This is a genomic window from Rhizobium sp. P38BS-XIX, from assembly GCF_012641435.1.
Taxonomy (GTDB): domain Bacteria; phylum Pseudomonadota; class Alphaproteobacteria; order Rhizobiales; family Rhizobiaceae; genus Rhizobium.
Genome location: NZ_JABAIJ010000007.1, coordinates 177,660 through 192,978, shown reverse-complemented (window position 1 = coordinate 192,978; position 15,319 = coordinate 177,660). Strand labels below are relative to the sequence as shown.

At 59.5% G+C, this 15,319-nt stretch carries 13 protein-coding genes and 1 tRNA gene; 9 read left to right on the top strand and 5 right to left on the bottom strand.

Features of this window, described 5'->3' with window-relative positions:
- Nucleotides 1-14: 14 nt before the first annotated feature.
- The 3 genes from hisN to HGP17_RS22520 form a co-directional block, all read right to left on the bottom strand.
- Nucleotides 15-788, bottom strand: coding sequence for a histidinol-phosphatase (gene hisN / locus HGP17_RS22530; protein WP_168812686.1), 774 nt, complete (start codon nt 786-788; stop codon nt 15-17).
- A gap of 297 nt (nt 789-1,085) precedes the next feature.
- Nucleotides 1,086-1,577, bottom strand: a complete 492-nt coding sequence (locus HGP17_RS22525) for a YcxB family protein (protein WP_168812685.1) — start codon at nt 1,575-1,577, stop codon at nt 1,086-1,088.
- Between the two features lie 110 nt (nt 1,578-1,687).
- A complete protein-coding gene (locus HGP17_RS22520; protein WP_246704174.1) occupies nt 1,688-2,587 on the bottom strand; it encodes an N-formylglutamate amidohydrolase in 900 nt (299 codons plus the stop codon).
- A 272-nt stretch (nt 2,588-2,859) separates the two neighbouring features.
- On the opposite strand from HGP17_RS22520, the gene cpdR1 reads away from it, so the two are divergent.
- Both cpdR1 and HGP17_RS22510 read left to right on the top strand, forming a co-directional pair.
- Nucleotides 2,860-3,222, top strand: a complete 363-nt coding sequence (gene cpdR1, locus HGP17_RS22515) for a response regulator CpdR1 (RefSeq protein ID WP_004117561.1) — start codon at nt 2,860-2,862, stop codon at nt 3,220-3,222.
- Nucleotides 3,223-3,306: 84 nt separating this feature from the next.
- Nucleotides 3,307-3,381, top strand: a tRNA-Val gene (locus tag HGP17_RS22510).
- A 137-nt stretch (nt 3,382-3,518) separates the two neighbouring features.
- Here the strand turns inward: HGP17_RS22510 and HGP17_RS22505 are convergent.
- The gene (locus HGP17_RS22505) at nt 3,519-3,827 is read right to left on the bottom strand and encodes a hypothetical protein (RefSeq protein ID WP_168812684.1); all 309 of its coding nucleotides are present in this window, start codon (nt 3,825-3,827) and stop codon (nt 3,519-3,521) included.
- Nucleotides 3,828-4,039: 212 nt separating this feature from the next.
- Here HGP17_RS22505 and HGP17_RS22500 point away from each other — a divergent pair, with 212 nt between their 5' ends.
- Together HGP17_RS22500 and HGP17_RS22495 are read left to right on the top strand one after the other, a co-directional pair.
- Entirely contained in the window at nt 4,040-4,282 is a 243-nt protein-coding gene (locus HGP17_RS22500) for a hypothetical protein (RefSeq protein WP_168812683.1), read from the top strand.
- A 171-nt stretch (nt 4,283-4,453) separates the two neighbouring features.
- The gene (locus HGP17_RS22495) at nt 4,454-4,924 is read left to right on the top strand and encodes a hypothetical protein (RefSeq protein WP_168812682.1); all 471 of its coding nucleotides are present in this window, start codon (nt 4,454-4,456) and stop codon (nt 4,922-4,924) included.
- A 29-nt stretch (nt 4,925-4,953) separates the two neighbouring features.
- Here HGP17_RS22495 and HGP17_RS22490 read toward each other — a convergent pair whose 3' ends face one another.
- Nucleotides 4,954-5,205 (bottom strand): hypothetical protein, encoded by a 252-nt coding sequence (locus HGP17_RS22490; RefSeq protein ID WP_168812681.1) that lies wholly within the window; start codon nt 5,203-5,205, stop codon nt 4,954-4,956.
- Nucleotides 5,206-5,585: 380 nt separating this feature from the next.
- Between HGP17_RS22490 and HGP17_RS22485 the strand changes: the two genes are divergently transcribed.
- The 5 genes from HGP17_RS22485 to HGP17_RS22465 all read left to right on the top strand — a co-directional run bounded on the left by HGP17_RS22485 (nt 5,586) and on the right by HGP17_RS22465 (nt 15,216).
- On the top strand, nt 5,586-6,686 hold the full coding sequence (locus tag HGP17_RS22485; RefSeq protein WP_168812680.1) for a DUF475 domain-containing protein: 1,101 nt from the start codon (nt 5,586-5,588) through the stop codon (nt 6,684-6,686).
- Nucleotides 6,687-6,972: 286 nt separating this feature from the next.
- On the top strand, nt 6,973-8,400 hold the full coding sequence (locus tag HGP17_RS22480; RefSeq protein WP_168812679.1) for a mannose-1-phosphate guanylyltransferase/mannose-6-phosphate isomerase: 1,428 nt from the start codon (nt 6,973-6,975) through the stop codon (nt 8,398-8,400).
- 181 nt (nt 8,401-8,581) lie between these two features.
- Nucleotides 8,582-11,902, top strand: a complete 3,321-nt coding sequence (locus HGP17_RS22475) for a transglutaminase family protein (protein WP_168812678.1) — start codon at nt 8,582-8,584, stop codon at nt 11,900-11,902.
- Between the two features lie 13 nt (nt 11,903-11,915).
- Nucleotides 11,916-14,333 carry a circularly permuted type 2 ATP-grasp protein gene (locus HGP17_RS22470; RefSeq protein ID WP_168812677.1) on the top strand — a complete coding sequence of 806 codons (2,418 nt, stop codon included), beginning with the start codon at nt 11,916-11,918 and terminating at the stop codon, nt 14,331-14,333.
- A 4-nt stretch (nt 14,334-14,337) separates the two neighbouring features.
- The gene (locus tag HGP17_RS22465) at nt 14,338-15,216 is read left to right on the top strand and encodes a transglutaminase family protein (protein WP_168812676.1); all 879 of its coding nucleotides are present in this window, start codon (nt 14,338-14,340) and stop codon (nt 15,214-15,216) included.
- The last annotated feature ends 103 nt before the right edge of the window (nt 15,217-15,319 follow it).

The window sequence follows — 15,319 nt, the reverse complement described above, 5'->3', positions numbered from 1 at the left end:
TTTCCTCAAATACTTTAGCGTGAGAGGATAGCCAGAGCCTGTTCGTAAACGGCGCGGCTGCCTGCCGCGATGATCGTTCCGCCCATCTCCGGCTGGCCGCCATCCCAGGTGGTCATGATGCCACCTGCCTGCTCGACGACAGGGATAATGCCGCCAACGTCATAAGGCTTCAGCGAATTTTCGATGACGAGATCGATATGGCCGGCTGCCAGCAGCGCATAGGCATAGCAATCGCATCCGTAGCGGAAAAGCCGGGTCTGGCTTTCGATGTCGCGATATCTGGTGAGCTCCTCGCCGACAAACAGATGCGGCGATGTTGTGAAGAGAATGGCATTCGACAAAGTGCCGCAATCGCGCACCTGCAGTCGTCTCTCGCCGTCCGGACCCGAATAGGTCGAGCCATCGCCATCGGCGAAATAGCGCTCGCCGGTAAAGGGCTGGTCGATCAGGCCCATGATGGCGCGGCCGTTCTTCTGCAGGCCGATGAGTGTTCCCCAAACGGGCACGCCGGAGATGAAAGCGCGGGTGCCGTCGATCGGGTCGATCACCCATACATGTTCGCGGTCGAGCCCGACGCTGCCATGCTCTTCACCCAAAATACCATGATCGGGGAATTCCGCTTCGATCAAGGCGCGAATCGCCTCTTCTGCGGCGCGGTCGCCTTCCGTCACCGGATCGAAGCCTTTGGCTTCCTTGTTGACCACATCGATGCCGGCACGAAAGCGCGGCAGGGTTTCGGCCTTGGCCGCATCAGCCAGACGATAGAAGAACGAGCGATCGGGGAGCATGGTCAATCCGGATAGGTGGCGGGATGGCGATGTCATAACGCATATAGGCCATGAAGCAAACCGGATGATGACGCGGCGGCCGGAATGCCTGCAGATCGAGCAGATTTTCGAGATCTGCCTAATTATTTTGCAGTGCAATAAATTGCTTGACATTTGTGCAATGCGGCATCAGTATCCAGCTGCAGTCTTTCGACTGTAAATACCCTCCTTGGGTGTTTCCTCCCTAGACTTAGCCGCGCCACAAGCGCGGTTCTTTTTTGCCCAAGCGGGCGATTTTGCAGGGGGAACCCGCGCGCATCACGAGATCGCGGAGCGCACCTTCGATTTCATAAAATCGAGATCATCGAGGCTTGCTGCTTGGATGGGTAGCGTCATGAACTGGTTGATGGCCGTAAATATCATCCAGTAGGTCGGCCGCTGCCAGATTTCGGTAACGGTGGACCAGGGAATTTGGGCCGATCCCAACTCCGAGGCGACATCAAATCCCTCGTCGCGAAGAGCAAACGTCGCCTCGCGCGTCGACATTTTGCGGAATTTTCCAACCGTGTTTCGGTAATGCGCGACCCATGCGAGAACAATCATGGATGGATAGAGAAGAGCGGCAACACCGAGGACGCCAATCACCCATCCGGCGCCATCACCTGAAAGCTGCCAGGCAAACAGCAGGATTATTACAGCTTCCGCGACCCACAGACGTTTCTGATTGATGATCAGCCGCCGCCAGACAAAAGCCCTCACGGCATCGCGCACCATTTCTTCCGTATAGATGACGGTGATAATCCGATGCATCGCCCATCCACTCCGCTCAGCCTGTCGCCAGGTTTAGACTTCTCACGTCGGCCATAAGCGGATTTGCCCTGGCGTGCATCCCTTCGGCACACTCAAGGAAGACGAAGCGGTCACTCGGCCGCCAGCGCCGGATCGCCTGTGTAGGATTCCACATGCTCGGCCATACGCTTCATGAACAGCGTGATGGCAGCCGCGATCTGATCGAAATCCGGGCGCTTCTCCAGCGTCGTTTCATCGACATAGAGCGAACGGTTGACCTCGATCTGCAGAGCATGCAGCCCGCGAGAGGGGCGGCCATAGTGCTCGGTAATGAAGCCTCCGGCATAGGGCTTGTTGCGCACGGCATTGAAACCGAGCTCTTCGAGGATCTGCATCGCCGCGCGCGAAAGCTCCGCCGAAGCGCTGGTGCCGTAGCGATCGCCGAGGATGAAATCGGGACGCGCATTGCTGCCGGCAATGCGGATATTGCCGGGCATGGAGTGGCAATCGACCAGAACGCCGAAGCCGAACTTTACGTGCGTGCGCGCAATCAGACGCCGAAGCGCGGCATGATACGGCTTGTAGATGGTGTCAATCCGGTTCAGCGCGTCCTGTACGGGCACGCGCCGCGCATAGATCTCCATGTTCTCCGCAACGATCCGCGGGATCGTTCCGAGACCGCCGGCCACACGCAGCGAATTGATGTTGGCATAGGACGGAAGCGCGCCATCGAACATGCGCGGATCGAGCTCGTATGGCTCACGGTTCACATCGATGTAGGCTCGCGGAAAATTCGCGAACAACAGCGGCGCACCAAGCGAACTCGCCGCCGAAAAAAGCTCATCGACATAATGATCTTCGGAGCGGCGGATGGCGATGCCTTGGAGGCGAGACTGAGCGATGAAATCGGGGGGATAGATGCGACCACTATGAGGCGAGCTGAAGACAAACGGTATCGTTTGGGAGGCGGGCTCCAATATCTCGAAAATCTCGTAACTGCGCATTTCCGCGGACATAAACGTCTTTACCATGTCAACAACTTGTCGCAGTTGTCATGTTGCCAGTTGCATGACCGCAAGTCCATAGTAACTTGAGGGAAATGGCCTTAATCCAAAGCGTCATCTCCGAAATTTCAAAATGCCCCCTCGGTGAAAACGCAACGCGTTTTCGCAGAATCCATTTTTGCCCCGAACAAAAGCCGGATTGGCGCGTTTTGAACGGCCATTCACGGCTTGTTTACGGCGGGGCGCTAACCTAAACGCTGGACGAGTCCAACAAGACAAAGTTGATTAGCGAAAAGATGATGACCCAGAAGATACTTCTTGCCGAAGATGACAACGACATGCGTCGCTTCCTTGTGAAGGCGCTCGAAAAAGCCGGCTACAAGGTCTTGTCCTTTGACAATGGAGCAAGCGCTTACGACCGGCTGCGCGAAGAGCCGTTTTCGCTGCTTTTGACCGATATCGTCATGCCGGAAATGGATGGCATCGAGCTGGCGCGTCGCGCGACGGAACTCGATCCCGACCTGAAGGTGATGTTCATCACCGGGTTTGCCGCCGTGGCTCTGAATCCTGATTCGAAGGCGCCGAAGGATGCGAAGGTCCTTTCCAAGCCTTTCCACCTGCGCGAACTCGTCGACGAAGTGAATAAACTCCTTGCCGCGTAAGGCTTTCGGCGGCCTCGTCACAAAACCGAAAAAAAGCCTATTGACGGCTACCAAGGTTTTGTGATCTATGCGCCGCCATCGGATGGGCGTGTAGCTCAGCGGGAGAGCACTACGTTGACATCGTAGGGGTCACAGGTTCAATCCCTGTCACGCCCACCATCCTAATTAGCTGAAAAGCAAGGCCTTTCGAGAAATCGAAAGGCCTTTTCAGTTTTTACTGCCCTCAAAAGCTCCAGCCTCATTTCGGCCCGCACGCGGCGAAATGCCGATCCAACGCTGAAGCCGGTTGACGTCTATCAACGATCCAGGAAATGCCGGAAGACGGCCGTTGTCGGATAGGCGTAGGCGCCCTCGTCGATAAAGCCCTGGCGGTATAGGCAAGCTCTCAGCGCCAGCCAATACATCGTGCTGTTCGGGTCTGGCGAACCGCGATGCCAGGAATAAGCCTCGGGCTCGCAATGATTGAGAGCCCTGTCGTATTTCGCCAGGATCACCGGATCGCTATCGGCGCGAGCGCCGTGGAAGGTCTGATAATTCGAAGGCGCCTCACCTGCAGAGACGCATGCCAGGCTCAAAATCGCTCCCAGCGCAAACATCATTCTCATGTGCTTCGATCTCCAACTTGCCGCGTCTCGAAAATTCGAGCGCAAGGCGAGAATAATCGCCTTTTGGAAGATAGCCAATCACATGCTGCTGTCAGCAGAAATTGCCGAGCGCGCAAAGCCTGCGACATAAGTTCTCGGCAAAAGTCGCTTGACTTCCGACCGCGCCGTCATCCTACTGTCATATCAGCGCATCGATCATACGGGAGGACGAGATGACGGTGGTTAAGCGGCAGTTCTACAGGAACCACAAGTCCAACGGCGACGAATACATGTTTCATCTGGCGCGCGACACCGAAAGCGGTGAAGTCTATGTCATTCGCCAGGCCGACTACGTCGTCGACGGCGGCAGCGAGAAATCCATGACGCTTTACGAGTTCCTCGCCGGCGGCGGCAATCGCCAGGATGCCCTGCTGCAGCTCATCGGCTCGCTCGTGCCGGAAGCGGCCAGGGTCTGAGATCCTTACAACCCCAAGCGGTTGTTTTAAGATAGCGGCGCGCTGAAGCTACAGGCCGGCGGCGTTGTGATTTGCCGAACAATCCCCGTCGTTTTGGGCTTGCCGCCTGCGTCGGGTTGACTGCCACATTTTGATCGGCGAACCTGAAGGGGCTTGAAAGGAGCCCCTCTTATGCGATTCGCAGGCATTGCTTTTGGACTTACGGCGCTGGTCGCCACATCGGCCGCGGCCGCGGAAAATTTCCCGTCGCAGGGCGTCACGGTGGTGAGCGGAAAATGCTCCAAGCTCGTCGTTGGCAAACTTGATGCTTCCAAGGGATGTGAAGGCCAGATCGCCAGCGTGACGGGCCCGGATGGCTCGGTGACTTTCATCTTCACGTCCGGTGGCAAGATGCTTGGGTTCCAGGGCAACGGCAAAGGTATCAAGGCCGGCAACCAGAAGGGCACGGCACAGCTGCCGATCGACGCGATCTCCACGGGAGCCGGCAATAAGATGGCCGGTCGGGTGGAAGCAAAGGGCTCGTGCACGTTCTCCGATCCCTATGCAGGCAAGCCTGTCGCCATACAGTGCACGGCGAAATCGACGGAGATGAGCTTCAACGGCAGCTTCACCTCCGACGGCAAGAAACCCCGCCACAAATAAGCAGGATCGAATTCGTCACCTGCCGCGGATTAAGTCCGCGGCACGCTCTTGCGACCACCGCGGTGGGTGGCGTCTGCCGGCGCATCGCGTGACAGGTCGGCACCGTTGACATGCGCGGGAACATGAACGTCTTCATGCATGACCGGCTGGAGCGTCAGATCGACCTGATGCGGCGGCATGACCTGCGCCTGACGCAGCGTGTTCGATTTCGCCTTCTTCTGACGCTCGGTCAATGGCGGCTTCTGCACTTGCGTTTTGCGTTGGATGGGATGAGGACTCATGAAGTTTCTCCTGTCGGTCGATCGTTCAGACAGGCCAGACGATACAGGTAGGCCTGATGGGCAAACGCCACCTCCGCTGTTTGGTTCCTCAAATTTTCAATTTTCGGAAGCAACCTCTGCAACCTCCGATTCAACTCTTGACGTGCGCGGTGACTTCACTAACTATTGGATATCTCCGCGCCTTCTGACATCGGCGATGGATTGAACTTTGGTGCCGGGCCCCTCTGGCGAGAGTTTTTACGGCGCTCTCGCGATGTCGGTACCGCCTGCAGATGAGCCGGCGGACTTCTTTTCATGAACAGGTTGACCATGCTTCGCCAGCATGCCGAAAACGGTATGCGGCTGCGCGCAATTCACTCGCCTTGTCGAGAGGTGCGCCGATGACTGCGCGCACCTCCTCCAAATCCGTGCTCGGCTATTTCGGCTGGGCTTTCGCCGTCACGATTGGCGGCCTTGCGCTTGGCGGCCTGCTCGGCTGGAACGCGACCGGCACGTTCGGCGGCCTTGCCACTGCATTCTTCATCTGTGCCGTTCTCGCAGTGCTCGAGATTTCGCTCTCCTTCGACAACGCCATCGTCAACGCCAACAAGCTGAAGGAAATGACTCCCGTCTGGCAGCATCGCTTCTTGACCTGGGGCATCATCATCGCTGTCTTCGGCATGCGCATCGTCTTCCCCTTGTTGATTGTTGCCATCGCAGCCTGGATCAATCCCTGGGAGGCGCTGAAGCTCGCAGCCGCCGAGCCCGAGCAATATGCGCAGATCATGAACAATGCGCATCTGCCCATCGCCGCCTTTGGCGGCACCTTCTTGATGATGGTCGGCCTCACCTACTTCTTCAATCATGAGAAGGATGTGCACTGGATCGGCTTCCTCGAAAAACGAATGGCACGTTTCGCGACCATCAAGGGTGTCGAGATCGCCTTCGTGCTGGCCCTCGTTCTCATCTTCAGCTCGTTGCTCGATGGCGACGACTCGACGACATTCCTGCACGCCTCGGTCTATGGCCTCCTCACCTTCCTTCTCGTGGAAGTCCTCGCCGGGTTCCTGGATGCGTCGCAGAAGACAATGAGCGCGGCTGCAAAGGGTGGCTTCGGCGCCTTCCTTTACCTTGAAATTCTCGATGCCAGCTTTTCGTTCGATGGCGTCATCGGTGCTTTCGCACTCACCCAGAATCTCTTCATCATTGCCATCGGCCTTGGCATCGGCGCCATGTATGTTCGCTCGATGACGATCATGCTCGTCGAAAAGGGCACGCTTGCCCACTACCGATACCTCGAGCATGGCGCCTTTTACGCCATCCTGATCCTTTCGGTGATCATGTATGTGCAGACCCTGACGCACATCCCCGAGGTGATCACCGGCCTTGGCGGCGCAGCGCTCATCGGCATCTCTCTCTGGTCGTCGATCCGCTACAACAGGCGTAATGGACTTACGCCTAATTCGTCACACGCTGAACCTCACGGCCGGATGGAAAATTAGAGAAACATGCTAGCATCCTGACCATGGCAGTTAGACGCCGATGGATATCTGACGGAGGCGCCCCTTGGGCCCTTTCGTCTTGTTCGACGACGCGTTTCTGCGGGTTTTCTTTGGACTTTCCAAACCAAAGTCGCTGAATGTTTACAATGCCGACGCTTTGAAGGTGGTACTTTAACAAAAAATATCGCAATGCCGATGAAAGTTGTCGAAAGAGCAAGGGCGGAAAGCGCATTGGTTGCACGCCCTCGATAGAAACGTCCGAATGCGTGTCCAGGAGAGGGAGACTATGGCAGCAAAGATCGTTCCGGTGATCATGGCAGGCGGCAAAGGCACGCGGCTTTGGCCCCTCTCGCGCGCATCCGCTCCGAAGCAATTCATTCAATTCATCGGCGACAAAACCCTGTTTCAAAACACGTTGGAACGGGTAGCTGATCCCAAGCTCTACGAAGCGCCCATTGTCCTCACCAACGAGGAGTTTCGCTTCCTCGTCGCCGAGCAGGCCCGAGAGCTTAATCTCAAGCTCGCAGCAGTCCTGCTGGAACCTGTAGCGCGCAACACCGCGGCAGCCGTCGCCGCCGCCGCAACGCTCGTTGCCGAGCTGTTCGGCAAGGATGCGATCATGCATGTGCTCGGCTCCGATTACGAGATCGACGCGACCGAAACCTATTACAATTGCGTGCGCCTCGCCCGCGATACGGCCCTCGAAGGCAAGCTTGTCACCTTCGGCATCGCCCCGACGGAACCGGCAACGGGCTACGGCTATATCGAAAGCGGCAAGGCGCTCTCGACGGGCGCGCATGCCGTCAAGCGTTTTGTTGAAAAGCCCGCGTTGGAAAAAGCGCAGGACATGGTGGCCGCCGGCGGCTTTTACTGGAACTCCGGCATGTTCATGTTCTCCGCCTCGCAGCTTCTTTCCGAGATGAAGGAATTCGCGCCCGAGGTCGAAAAGGCCGCCGGCAAGGCTGTCTCCAAATCGACGCGCGACCTCGACTTCACGCGCCTCGACACAGACAGCTTCTCCAAGAGCCCGGATATCTCCATCGACTATGCGCTGATGGAAAAAACCGCCAACGCGGCCGTCGTCCCCTCGCCGTTCACCTGGTCCGATCTCGGCAGCTGGGATGCGGTGTGGAAGGTAGGAAAGCGCGACGAGAGCGGCAACGTTTCGACCGGGTCGGCGACGCTCGTGAACACGAAGAACTCGCTGATCATGAGCCATAGCCTTCATGTCGCTGTACAGGGGCTGGAAGACATTGCCGTCATCGCAAGCGAAGATGCCGTCTATGTCGGCCCCCTCAAGGAGAGCCAGGAAGTCGGCAAGCTCGTCAAGCTGCTCGCCAGCGAGAAGAAGACCGCCAAGCTCACCGAAACGCATCCGACCTCGTATCGCCCATGGGGCGGCTATACCTCGGTGCTGAACGGCGAGCGCTTCCAGGTGAAACGTATCTTCGTTCTGCCGGGCAAGAAGCTGTCGCTGCAGAAGCATCACCATCGTTCCGAGCACTGGATCGTCGTCAAGGGCACGGCCGAGGTGACTGTTGGCGAGAACGTGCAGATGCTGCGCGAAAACGAGTCGGTCTATATCCCGCTCGGCGAAGTGCACCGCCTGTCCAACCCGGGCAAGATCCTGCTCGAACTCATCGAGGTGCAGACCGGCTCCTATCTCGGCGAAGACGACATTATCCGCCTCGTCGACGAGTTCGGCAGAAGCTGATCGCATCTGACGCAATAGCAATTTCAAACGGCGGGCTTATGCCCGCCGCTTTCGTTTTGGCGTTGCGCCGCAGGACTTTTCGAAGCGCCGCAAGACGCCTTGCTTTCTTTCGCTGCATTGCACACACTGCCGGCGGGAACAGCAATCACCGCACAACGATGCGGGCAAGGCGAAGAGACATATGGCGATCAAGGCGAGCATTTATCATCTCACCCATTATATCTACGACAACCCTGTCCGCCTCGGCCCCCAGATCATACGCCTGAAACCCGCCTCGCATTCCAAGACCCATGTCCTCAGCCATTCGCTGAAAGTCACGCCATCAAACCATTTCGTCAATCTGCAGCAGGATCCCTACGGCAATTATCTCGCCCGCTTCGTCTTCCCCGATCCGGTCACCGAGCTGAAGATCGAGGTCGATCTCGTCGCCGATATGACCGTTTACAATCCCTTCGATTTCTTCGTCGAAGAGGAAGCCACGAAATGGCCGTTCGACTATCCGGAGACGATCCGCGAGGACCTCTCGATCTATATGAAGCCCGAGGAGCCCGGCCCCAGGCTGAAAGCCTTCCTCGCCACGCTCGACCGCTCCGAGCAGAAGACCGTCGACATGATCGTCGGCCTCAATGCGCGCCTGCAGCAGGAGATCGGCTACGTCATCCGTATGGAAGCCGGCGTGCAAACGCCCGAGGAGACGCTGGAAACGGCAAAGGGTTCCTGCCGCGACACAAGTTGGCTGCTGGTGCAGGTACTGCGTCATCTCGGTCTCGCCGCCCGTTTCGTCTCCGGCTATCTCATCCAGCTCACGCCAGACCTAAAGGCACTCGACGGCCCCTCCGGCACCGAGGTCGATTTCACCGATCTTCATGCCTGGGCGGAGGTCTATCTCCCCGGCGCCGGCTGGGTCGGCCTCGACCCGACATCCGGCCTTCTGACAGGCGAAAGCCACATTCCGCTTGCCGCCACGCCACACTACCGCAATGCAGCGCCGATCTCGGGCGGCTATTTCGGCGAGGCCAAGACCGACTTCGATTTCGACATGAAGGTCGCCCGCGTCGCCGAGCACCCGCGCATCACCAAGCCCTTTTCCGACGAAAGCTGGGACGCGCTGAACGCGCTCGGCGAAAAAGTCGACGCGATCCTAAAGGACAACGACGTGCGCCTCACCATGGGCGGCGAGCCGACGTTCGTGTCGATCGACGACTTCCAATCCGAGGAGTGGAACACGGCCGCCGTCGGCCCGACCAAGCGCGAGAAGGCTGATACGCTGATCCGTCGCCTGCGCGAACGCTTCGCACCGAACGGCTTCCTGCATTACGGTCAGGGCAAATGGTATCCCGGCGAAAGCCTGCCGCGCTGGACCTTCTCGCTCTACTGGCGGCGCGATGGCCTGCCGATCTGGTCGAATCCGGATCTGATCGCCAATGAGGGCCGCGACTATAGCGTCACCCAAGACGATGCCGGTCGCCTGCTGACGGCGATTGCCGGCGAACTCGACATCGACCCGGAATACGTGGCCCCCGCTTTCGAAGATCCGGCCGAATGGCTGGTCAAGGAAGCGAACCTGCCCGACAATGTCGATCCCTCCAATTCGAAGCTGAAAGATCCGGAGGAGCGATCGCGTATGGCTCGCGTCTTCGAGCGCGGCCTGACCAGCCCGACGGGCTATGTCCTGCCCATACAGGCATGGAATGCACGGGCCAGCGGCCGGCGCTGGGCGAGCGAGAAATGGCGCACGCGCCGCGGCCGCATCTTCCTGACGCCAGGCGACAGCCCGGTTGGTTATCGCCTGCCGCTGAATTCGCTCAACTGGCTACCGCCATCGCAATACCCCTACATCAACCCGATGGATCCGACGATTCCGCGTGAAGCCTTGCCTGATTATGGTGAGGACAAGGGCCGACCGTTGCAGGCGGCCCATTTCCAGCCCTTCACTGGCCAGCAGCCGACGATACAGCAATCCGCCGACGAGATCGGCGGCTATGTGCGCACCGCCATCAGCGTCGAGCCGCGCGACGGGCGCCTTTGCATCTTCATGCCGCCGACCGTCAGCATCGAGGACTATCTCGATCTCGTCGCCTCTGCCGAACGCGCAGCAGCGGCCCTCAATTTGCCTGTACATATCGAAGGTTATGCGCCGCCGCAGGACGAACGCATCAATGTCATCCGCGTCGCCCCTGATCCAGGCGTGATCGAGGTGAATATCCATCCGGCATCGAGCTGGAAGGAAGCCGTCGATATCACCACCACGGTTTACGACGAGGCGCGCGAGAGCCGCCTCGGCACGGACAAATTCATGATCGACGGCCGCCACACCGGAACCGGTGGTGGCAATCACGTCGTGGTCGGCGGCCGCAATACCATGGACAGCCCGTTCCTGCGCCGTCCCGACCTGCTGAAGAGCCTGGTGCTGCATTGGCAGCGCCATCCCTCGCTCTCCTATCTCTTTTCCGGCATGTTCATCGGTCCCACAAGCCAGGCGCCGCGCATCGACGAGGCCCGTCATGACAGCCTCTACGAGCTGGAAATCGCATTGGCCCAGGTACCAGCGCCGGGTCGGGGATTGCAGCCGCTTCCATGGCTCGTGGATCGCCTCTTCCGCAATCTTCTGACCGACGTGACAGGCAACACGCACCGCTCCGAAATCTGCATCGACAAGCTGTTTTCGCCGGATGGCCCGACGGGGCGGCTCGGTCTCGTCGAATTCCGCGGCTTCGAAATGCCGCCGAACGCCCGCATGAGCCTTGCCCAACAATTGCTGGTGCGCGCGCTGATCGCCCGTTTCTGGCGTAACCCGATTGATGGCCGGTTCGTTCGCTGGGGCACGACGCTACACGACCGTTTCATGCTGCCGCATTACATCTGGCATGATTTTCTCGACGTTCTCTCGGACCTTCGCGAAAACGGCTTCGACTTGCGGCCAGAATGGTTCCAGGCGCAGCTCGAATTCCGCTTCCCCTTCTGCGGCGAAGTCGAATACGAAGGCAGCAAGCTGGAGCTGCGTCAAGCGCTGGAGCCATGGCATGTCATGGGTGAGGAAGGTGCGATCGGCGGCACCGTGCGCTACGTCGATTCGTCGGTCGAGCGACTGCAGGTCCGCTTCGAAACATCCAACCCGTCCCGCTACACGGTGACCTGCAATGGCCGTCCCGTACCACTCACGCCGACAGGCATGGCGGGCGTCTCGGTCGCCGGCGTGCGCTACAAGGCATGGCACCCAGCCTCGGGTCTGCACCCTGTTCTGCCCATCGACACGCCGCTGACCTTCGATATCTACGATAGCTGGTCGCAGCGCTCGATCGGCGGCTGCATCTATCATGTTGCGCATCCCGGCGGCCGCAACTACGACACCTTCCCCGTCAATGGCAACGAGGCAGAGGCGCGACGTCTTGCGCGTTTCGAGCCTTGGGGGCATACAGCAGGTGGCTACGCCGTAAAACCGGAGACCGCATCGGTGGAATTTCCACTGACGCTGGATCTCAGGCGCCCGGCGGGAATTTGAGACGGAACTGTGCATGGCTAGAAAACCGGCGACGGAACGGCGGGATGAGATAACGACCGGCATCGAGACGGAGCCGGCCTTTGCCTATCGCCCCCTGCCCGGCGTTGCCGACGAAATGGTCGACAACAAAGGCGCCGTGCGCCCGGTATGGCAGAACCTCCTCTCAGCGCTGTCGCGCATGACGGAACAGGAGCTGACGGAGCGCTTCGCCCGCGCCGACCGTTACTTGCGCGATGCGGGCGTTTTCTATCGGGCCTACGGCACGACCGGCGTCAGCGAACGTGGCTGGCCGATCTCGCACATTCCGGTGCTGATCGATGAACAGGAGTGGCAATCGCTTTCGGAAGGCTTGCGTCAACGCGCCGACCTGCTCGAAGCGATCATCGCCGACATCTATGGTGATAGCCGGCTGGTGAGCGAGGGGCTGTTGCCCCCTGCCTTGATCGCAACCAATCCGGAATTCCTGCGCCCCCTCGTCGGTGTGAAACCGGCAAGCGGCCACCATCTGCATTTCCTTGCCTTCGAAGTCGGCCGTGGGCCTGATGGAAACTGGTGGGTGCTGGCCGACCGCACGCAGGCGCCGTCGGGCGCCGGCTTTGCGCTCGAAACCCGTGTGGCCACCACACGCGCCTTTTCCGATATATATGCGGAAACCAAGGTCCACCGTCTCGCCTCCTTTTTCGGCGCGTTCCGCGATGCGCTGTTCGGCGGCAAGCGCGGGACGGAGGGGCGCGTCGCCGTTCTGACGCCCGGCCCCGCCAACGAGACCTATTACGAACACGCCTATATCGCCCGCTATCTCGGCTTCATGTTGCTTGAGGGCGAGGATATCACCGTCGTCAACGATCAGTTGATGGTGCGCACCGTGGCAGGCCTCAGGCCGATCAGCGTGCTCTGGCGTCGCCTCGATGCCGCTTATGCCGATCCGCTTGAACTCAACCAGCAATCCCATATCGGCACGCCGGGCATGGTGGAGGCTTTGCGAGCGCAGACGGTGACCATCGTCAATGCTCTCGGCTCCGGCATTCTCGAGACGCGCGCCTTGCTCGCCTTCATGCCGACCATCTGCCGGCATCTGCGTGGTGAGGAACTGAAACTGCCGTCGATCGCGACCTGGTGGTGCGGCCAGAAGAGCGAGCGCGAGCACGTTGCCGCCAATATCGAGAAGATGGTCATCGGGCCTGCCTATTCCCGCATGCCCTTCTTCGACGACAACGGCCAGTCCGTGCTGGGCTCGACATTGCGAAGCACCGCCCGCGATTCGATTGCTGACTGGCTGGCGACCGAAGGTCAGAAACTGGTCGGCCAGGAGGTCGTCACGCTGTCGACCACGCCGGCGTGGGTCAACGGCAAGCTGACGCCACGGCCAATGAGCCTGCGCGTCTTTGCCGCCCGCACGGAAAATGGCTGGCAGATCATGCCCGGTGGTTTCGCCCGTATCGGCAGCGGCGACGATGTCGCGGCCATCGCCATGCAATCCGGCGGCTCGGCTGCCGATGTCTGGATCGTATCGGACAAGCCGGTGGAAGCCCACACGCTGCTGCCGACGGAAGAAAGCTTCACCCGCAACATGCCGGGCAGCCTGCCAAGCCGTGCGGCCGACAACCTCTTCTGGCTCGGCCGCTATATCGAGCGCGCGGAAGGTGCCTTGCGCATCCTGCGTGCATGGCATGGCCGTTTCGCCGAAGCGGCAGATCCGAAGCAGCCTTTGCTTGCCGATGTCAGCGCCTATCTCGCCACCATCGATATCGATACCAAGCAGGCGGTGCCGGAAAACCTGCTGCGCAACATCGAGAGCGCCGTCTATTCAGCGAGCAATATCCGCGATCGCTTTTCTCCGGACGGCTGGCTGGCGCTGAACGATCTCGCCAAGACCGCGCGCCGCTTCAAGGAGCGCGTCAAGCACGGCGATGACGCCAGCCATGCCATGACGATCCTCTTGCGCAAGCTCGCGGGTTTTGCCGGCCTGGTGCACGAAAACATGTACCGCTTCACCGGCTGGCGCTTCCTGTCGCTCGGTCGCTACATCGAACGCGGCCTGCACATGACACGTCTGCTCGGCCACATGTCCGGCCCGGATGCGCCGGATGGCGCACTCGACATGCTGCTCGAGATCGGCGACAGCGTCATGACCCATCGTCGCCGGTACAACGTCAATACGGCTCGCCTGACCGTGACGGACCTTCTCGCACTCGATCCCCTCAACCCGCGCTCGATCCTCTTCCAAATGAACGAGATCCACCGCGAGGTCGAGCAATTGCCGAATGCCTATGTCAACGGCCAGATGTCGCCTTTCTTCCGCGAGGCCATGCGGCTGCATTCGGGGCTGGCTGTCATGACGCCGGAAACGATGACCGTCGAGGTCTATCAGCAGCTGGCGCGCGAACTGGAGCGCCTATCCGACCTGCTGGCACGCACCTATCTCGGATGACGTGATGCTTTACGATCTTTCTCTGCACATGGGTTATCTGTATGACGCACCGGCCAGCGGCGCCCGGCACATATTGCGGGTGATGCCGCTTTCGCTGCCCAACCGGCAACGGCTGATCGCCGGCTCGGTCAAGATAACGCCGGGTCCGGACGAGCAATCGAACTTCACCGACTTCTTCCAGCACCCCGCAACCTCGATTTTGGTGCGTGATCCGCACGAAAAGCTGGATATCCGGATGCAGGCGCGCGTTCAGGTGGAAAGTCAGCCCGTCACCGCAGACTTTTCGCCGGTGCTCACCAGACTTCCCGACGAGATCAGCGATTGCTGGTCGATTGACGCCTCATCGCCGCATCATTTTCTCGGCAGCAGCCCTCGCCTCCCAGAGACGGCAGAAATTGCCGACTACGCGCGGCAGTGGAAAACGACGAACCTGACGACCATGCAGATTGCCCACGCCGTCTGCGCCCAGATTCACAAGGATTTTGTCTACGATCCGAAGGCCACGACCGTCGACACGACACCCAGGGAAGCACTCCGCCTCAAGCGTGGCGTCTGCCAGGATTTTTCGCATGTGATGATCATCGCATTGCGCAGCCTCGGCATTCCTGCCGGTTATGTCAGCGGCTTCCTGCGCACCATCCCGCCGCCCGGCAAGGAACGCCTTGAAGGCGCCGACGCCATGCATGCCTGGGTGCGCATCTGGTGCGGGGAAACGGCAGGCTGGATCGAGCTGGACCCGACAAACAACATTCCGGCCAGCACCGATCATATCGTCGTGGCCTATGGTCGCGATTACTCCGATGTTGCTCCGGTCATCGGCGTCTTGAAAGGTTATGGCAACCAAAAGACGGTGCAAGCCGTAGATGTCATTCCTCTAATATAATATAAACCAAGTCAAAACGAGACCAATACGACGGTTTGCTAAAAATCGAACTGACGCTTAAACGGTTGACTCATATTTATCATCGATAGTCCTGCAATCTTGA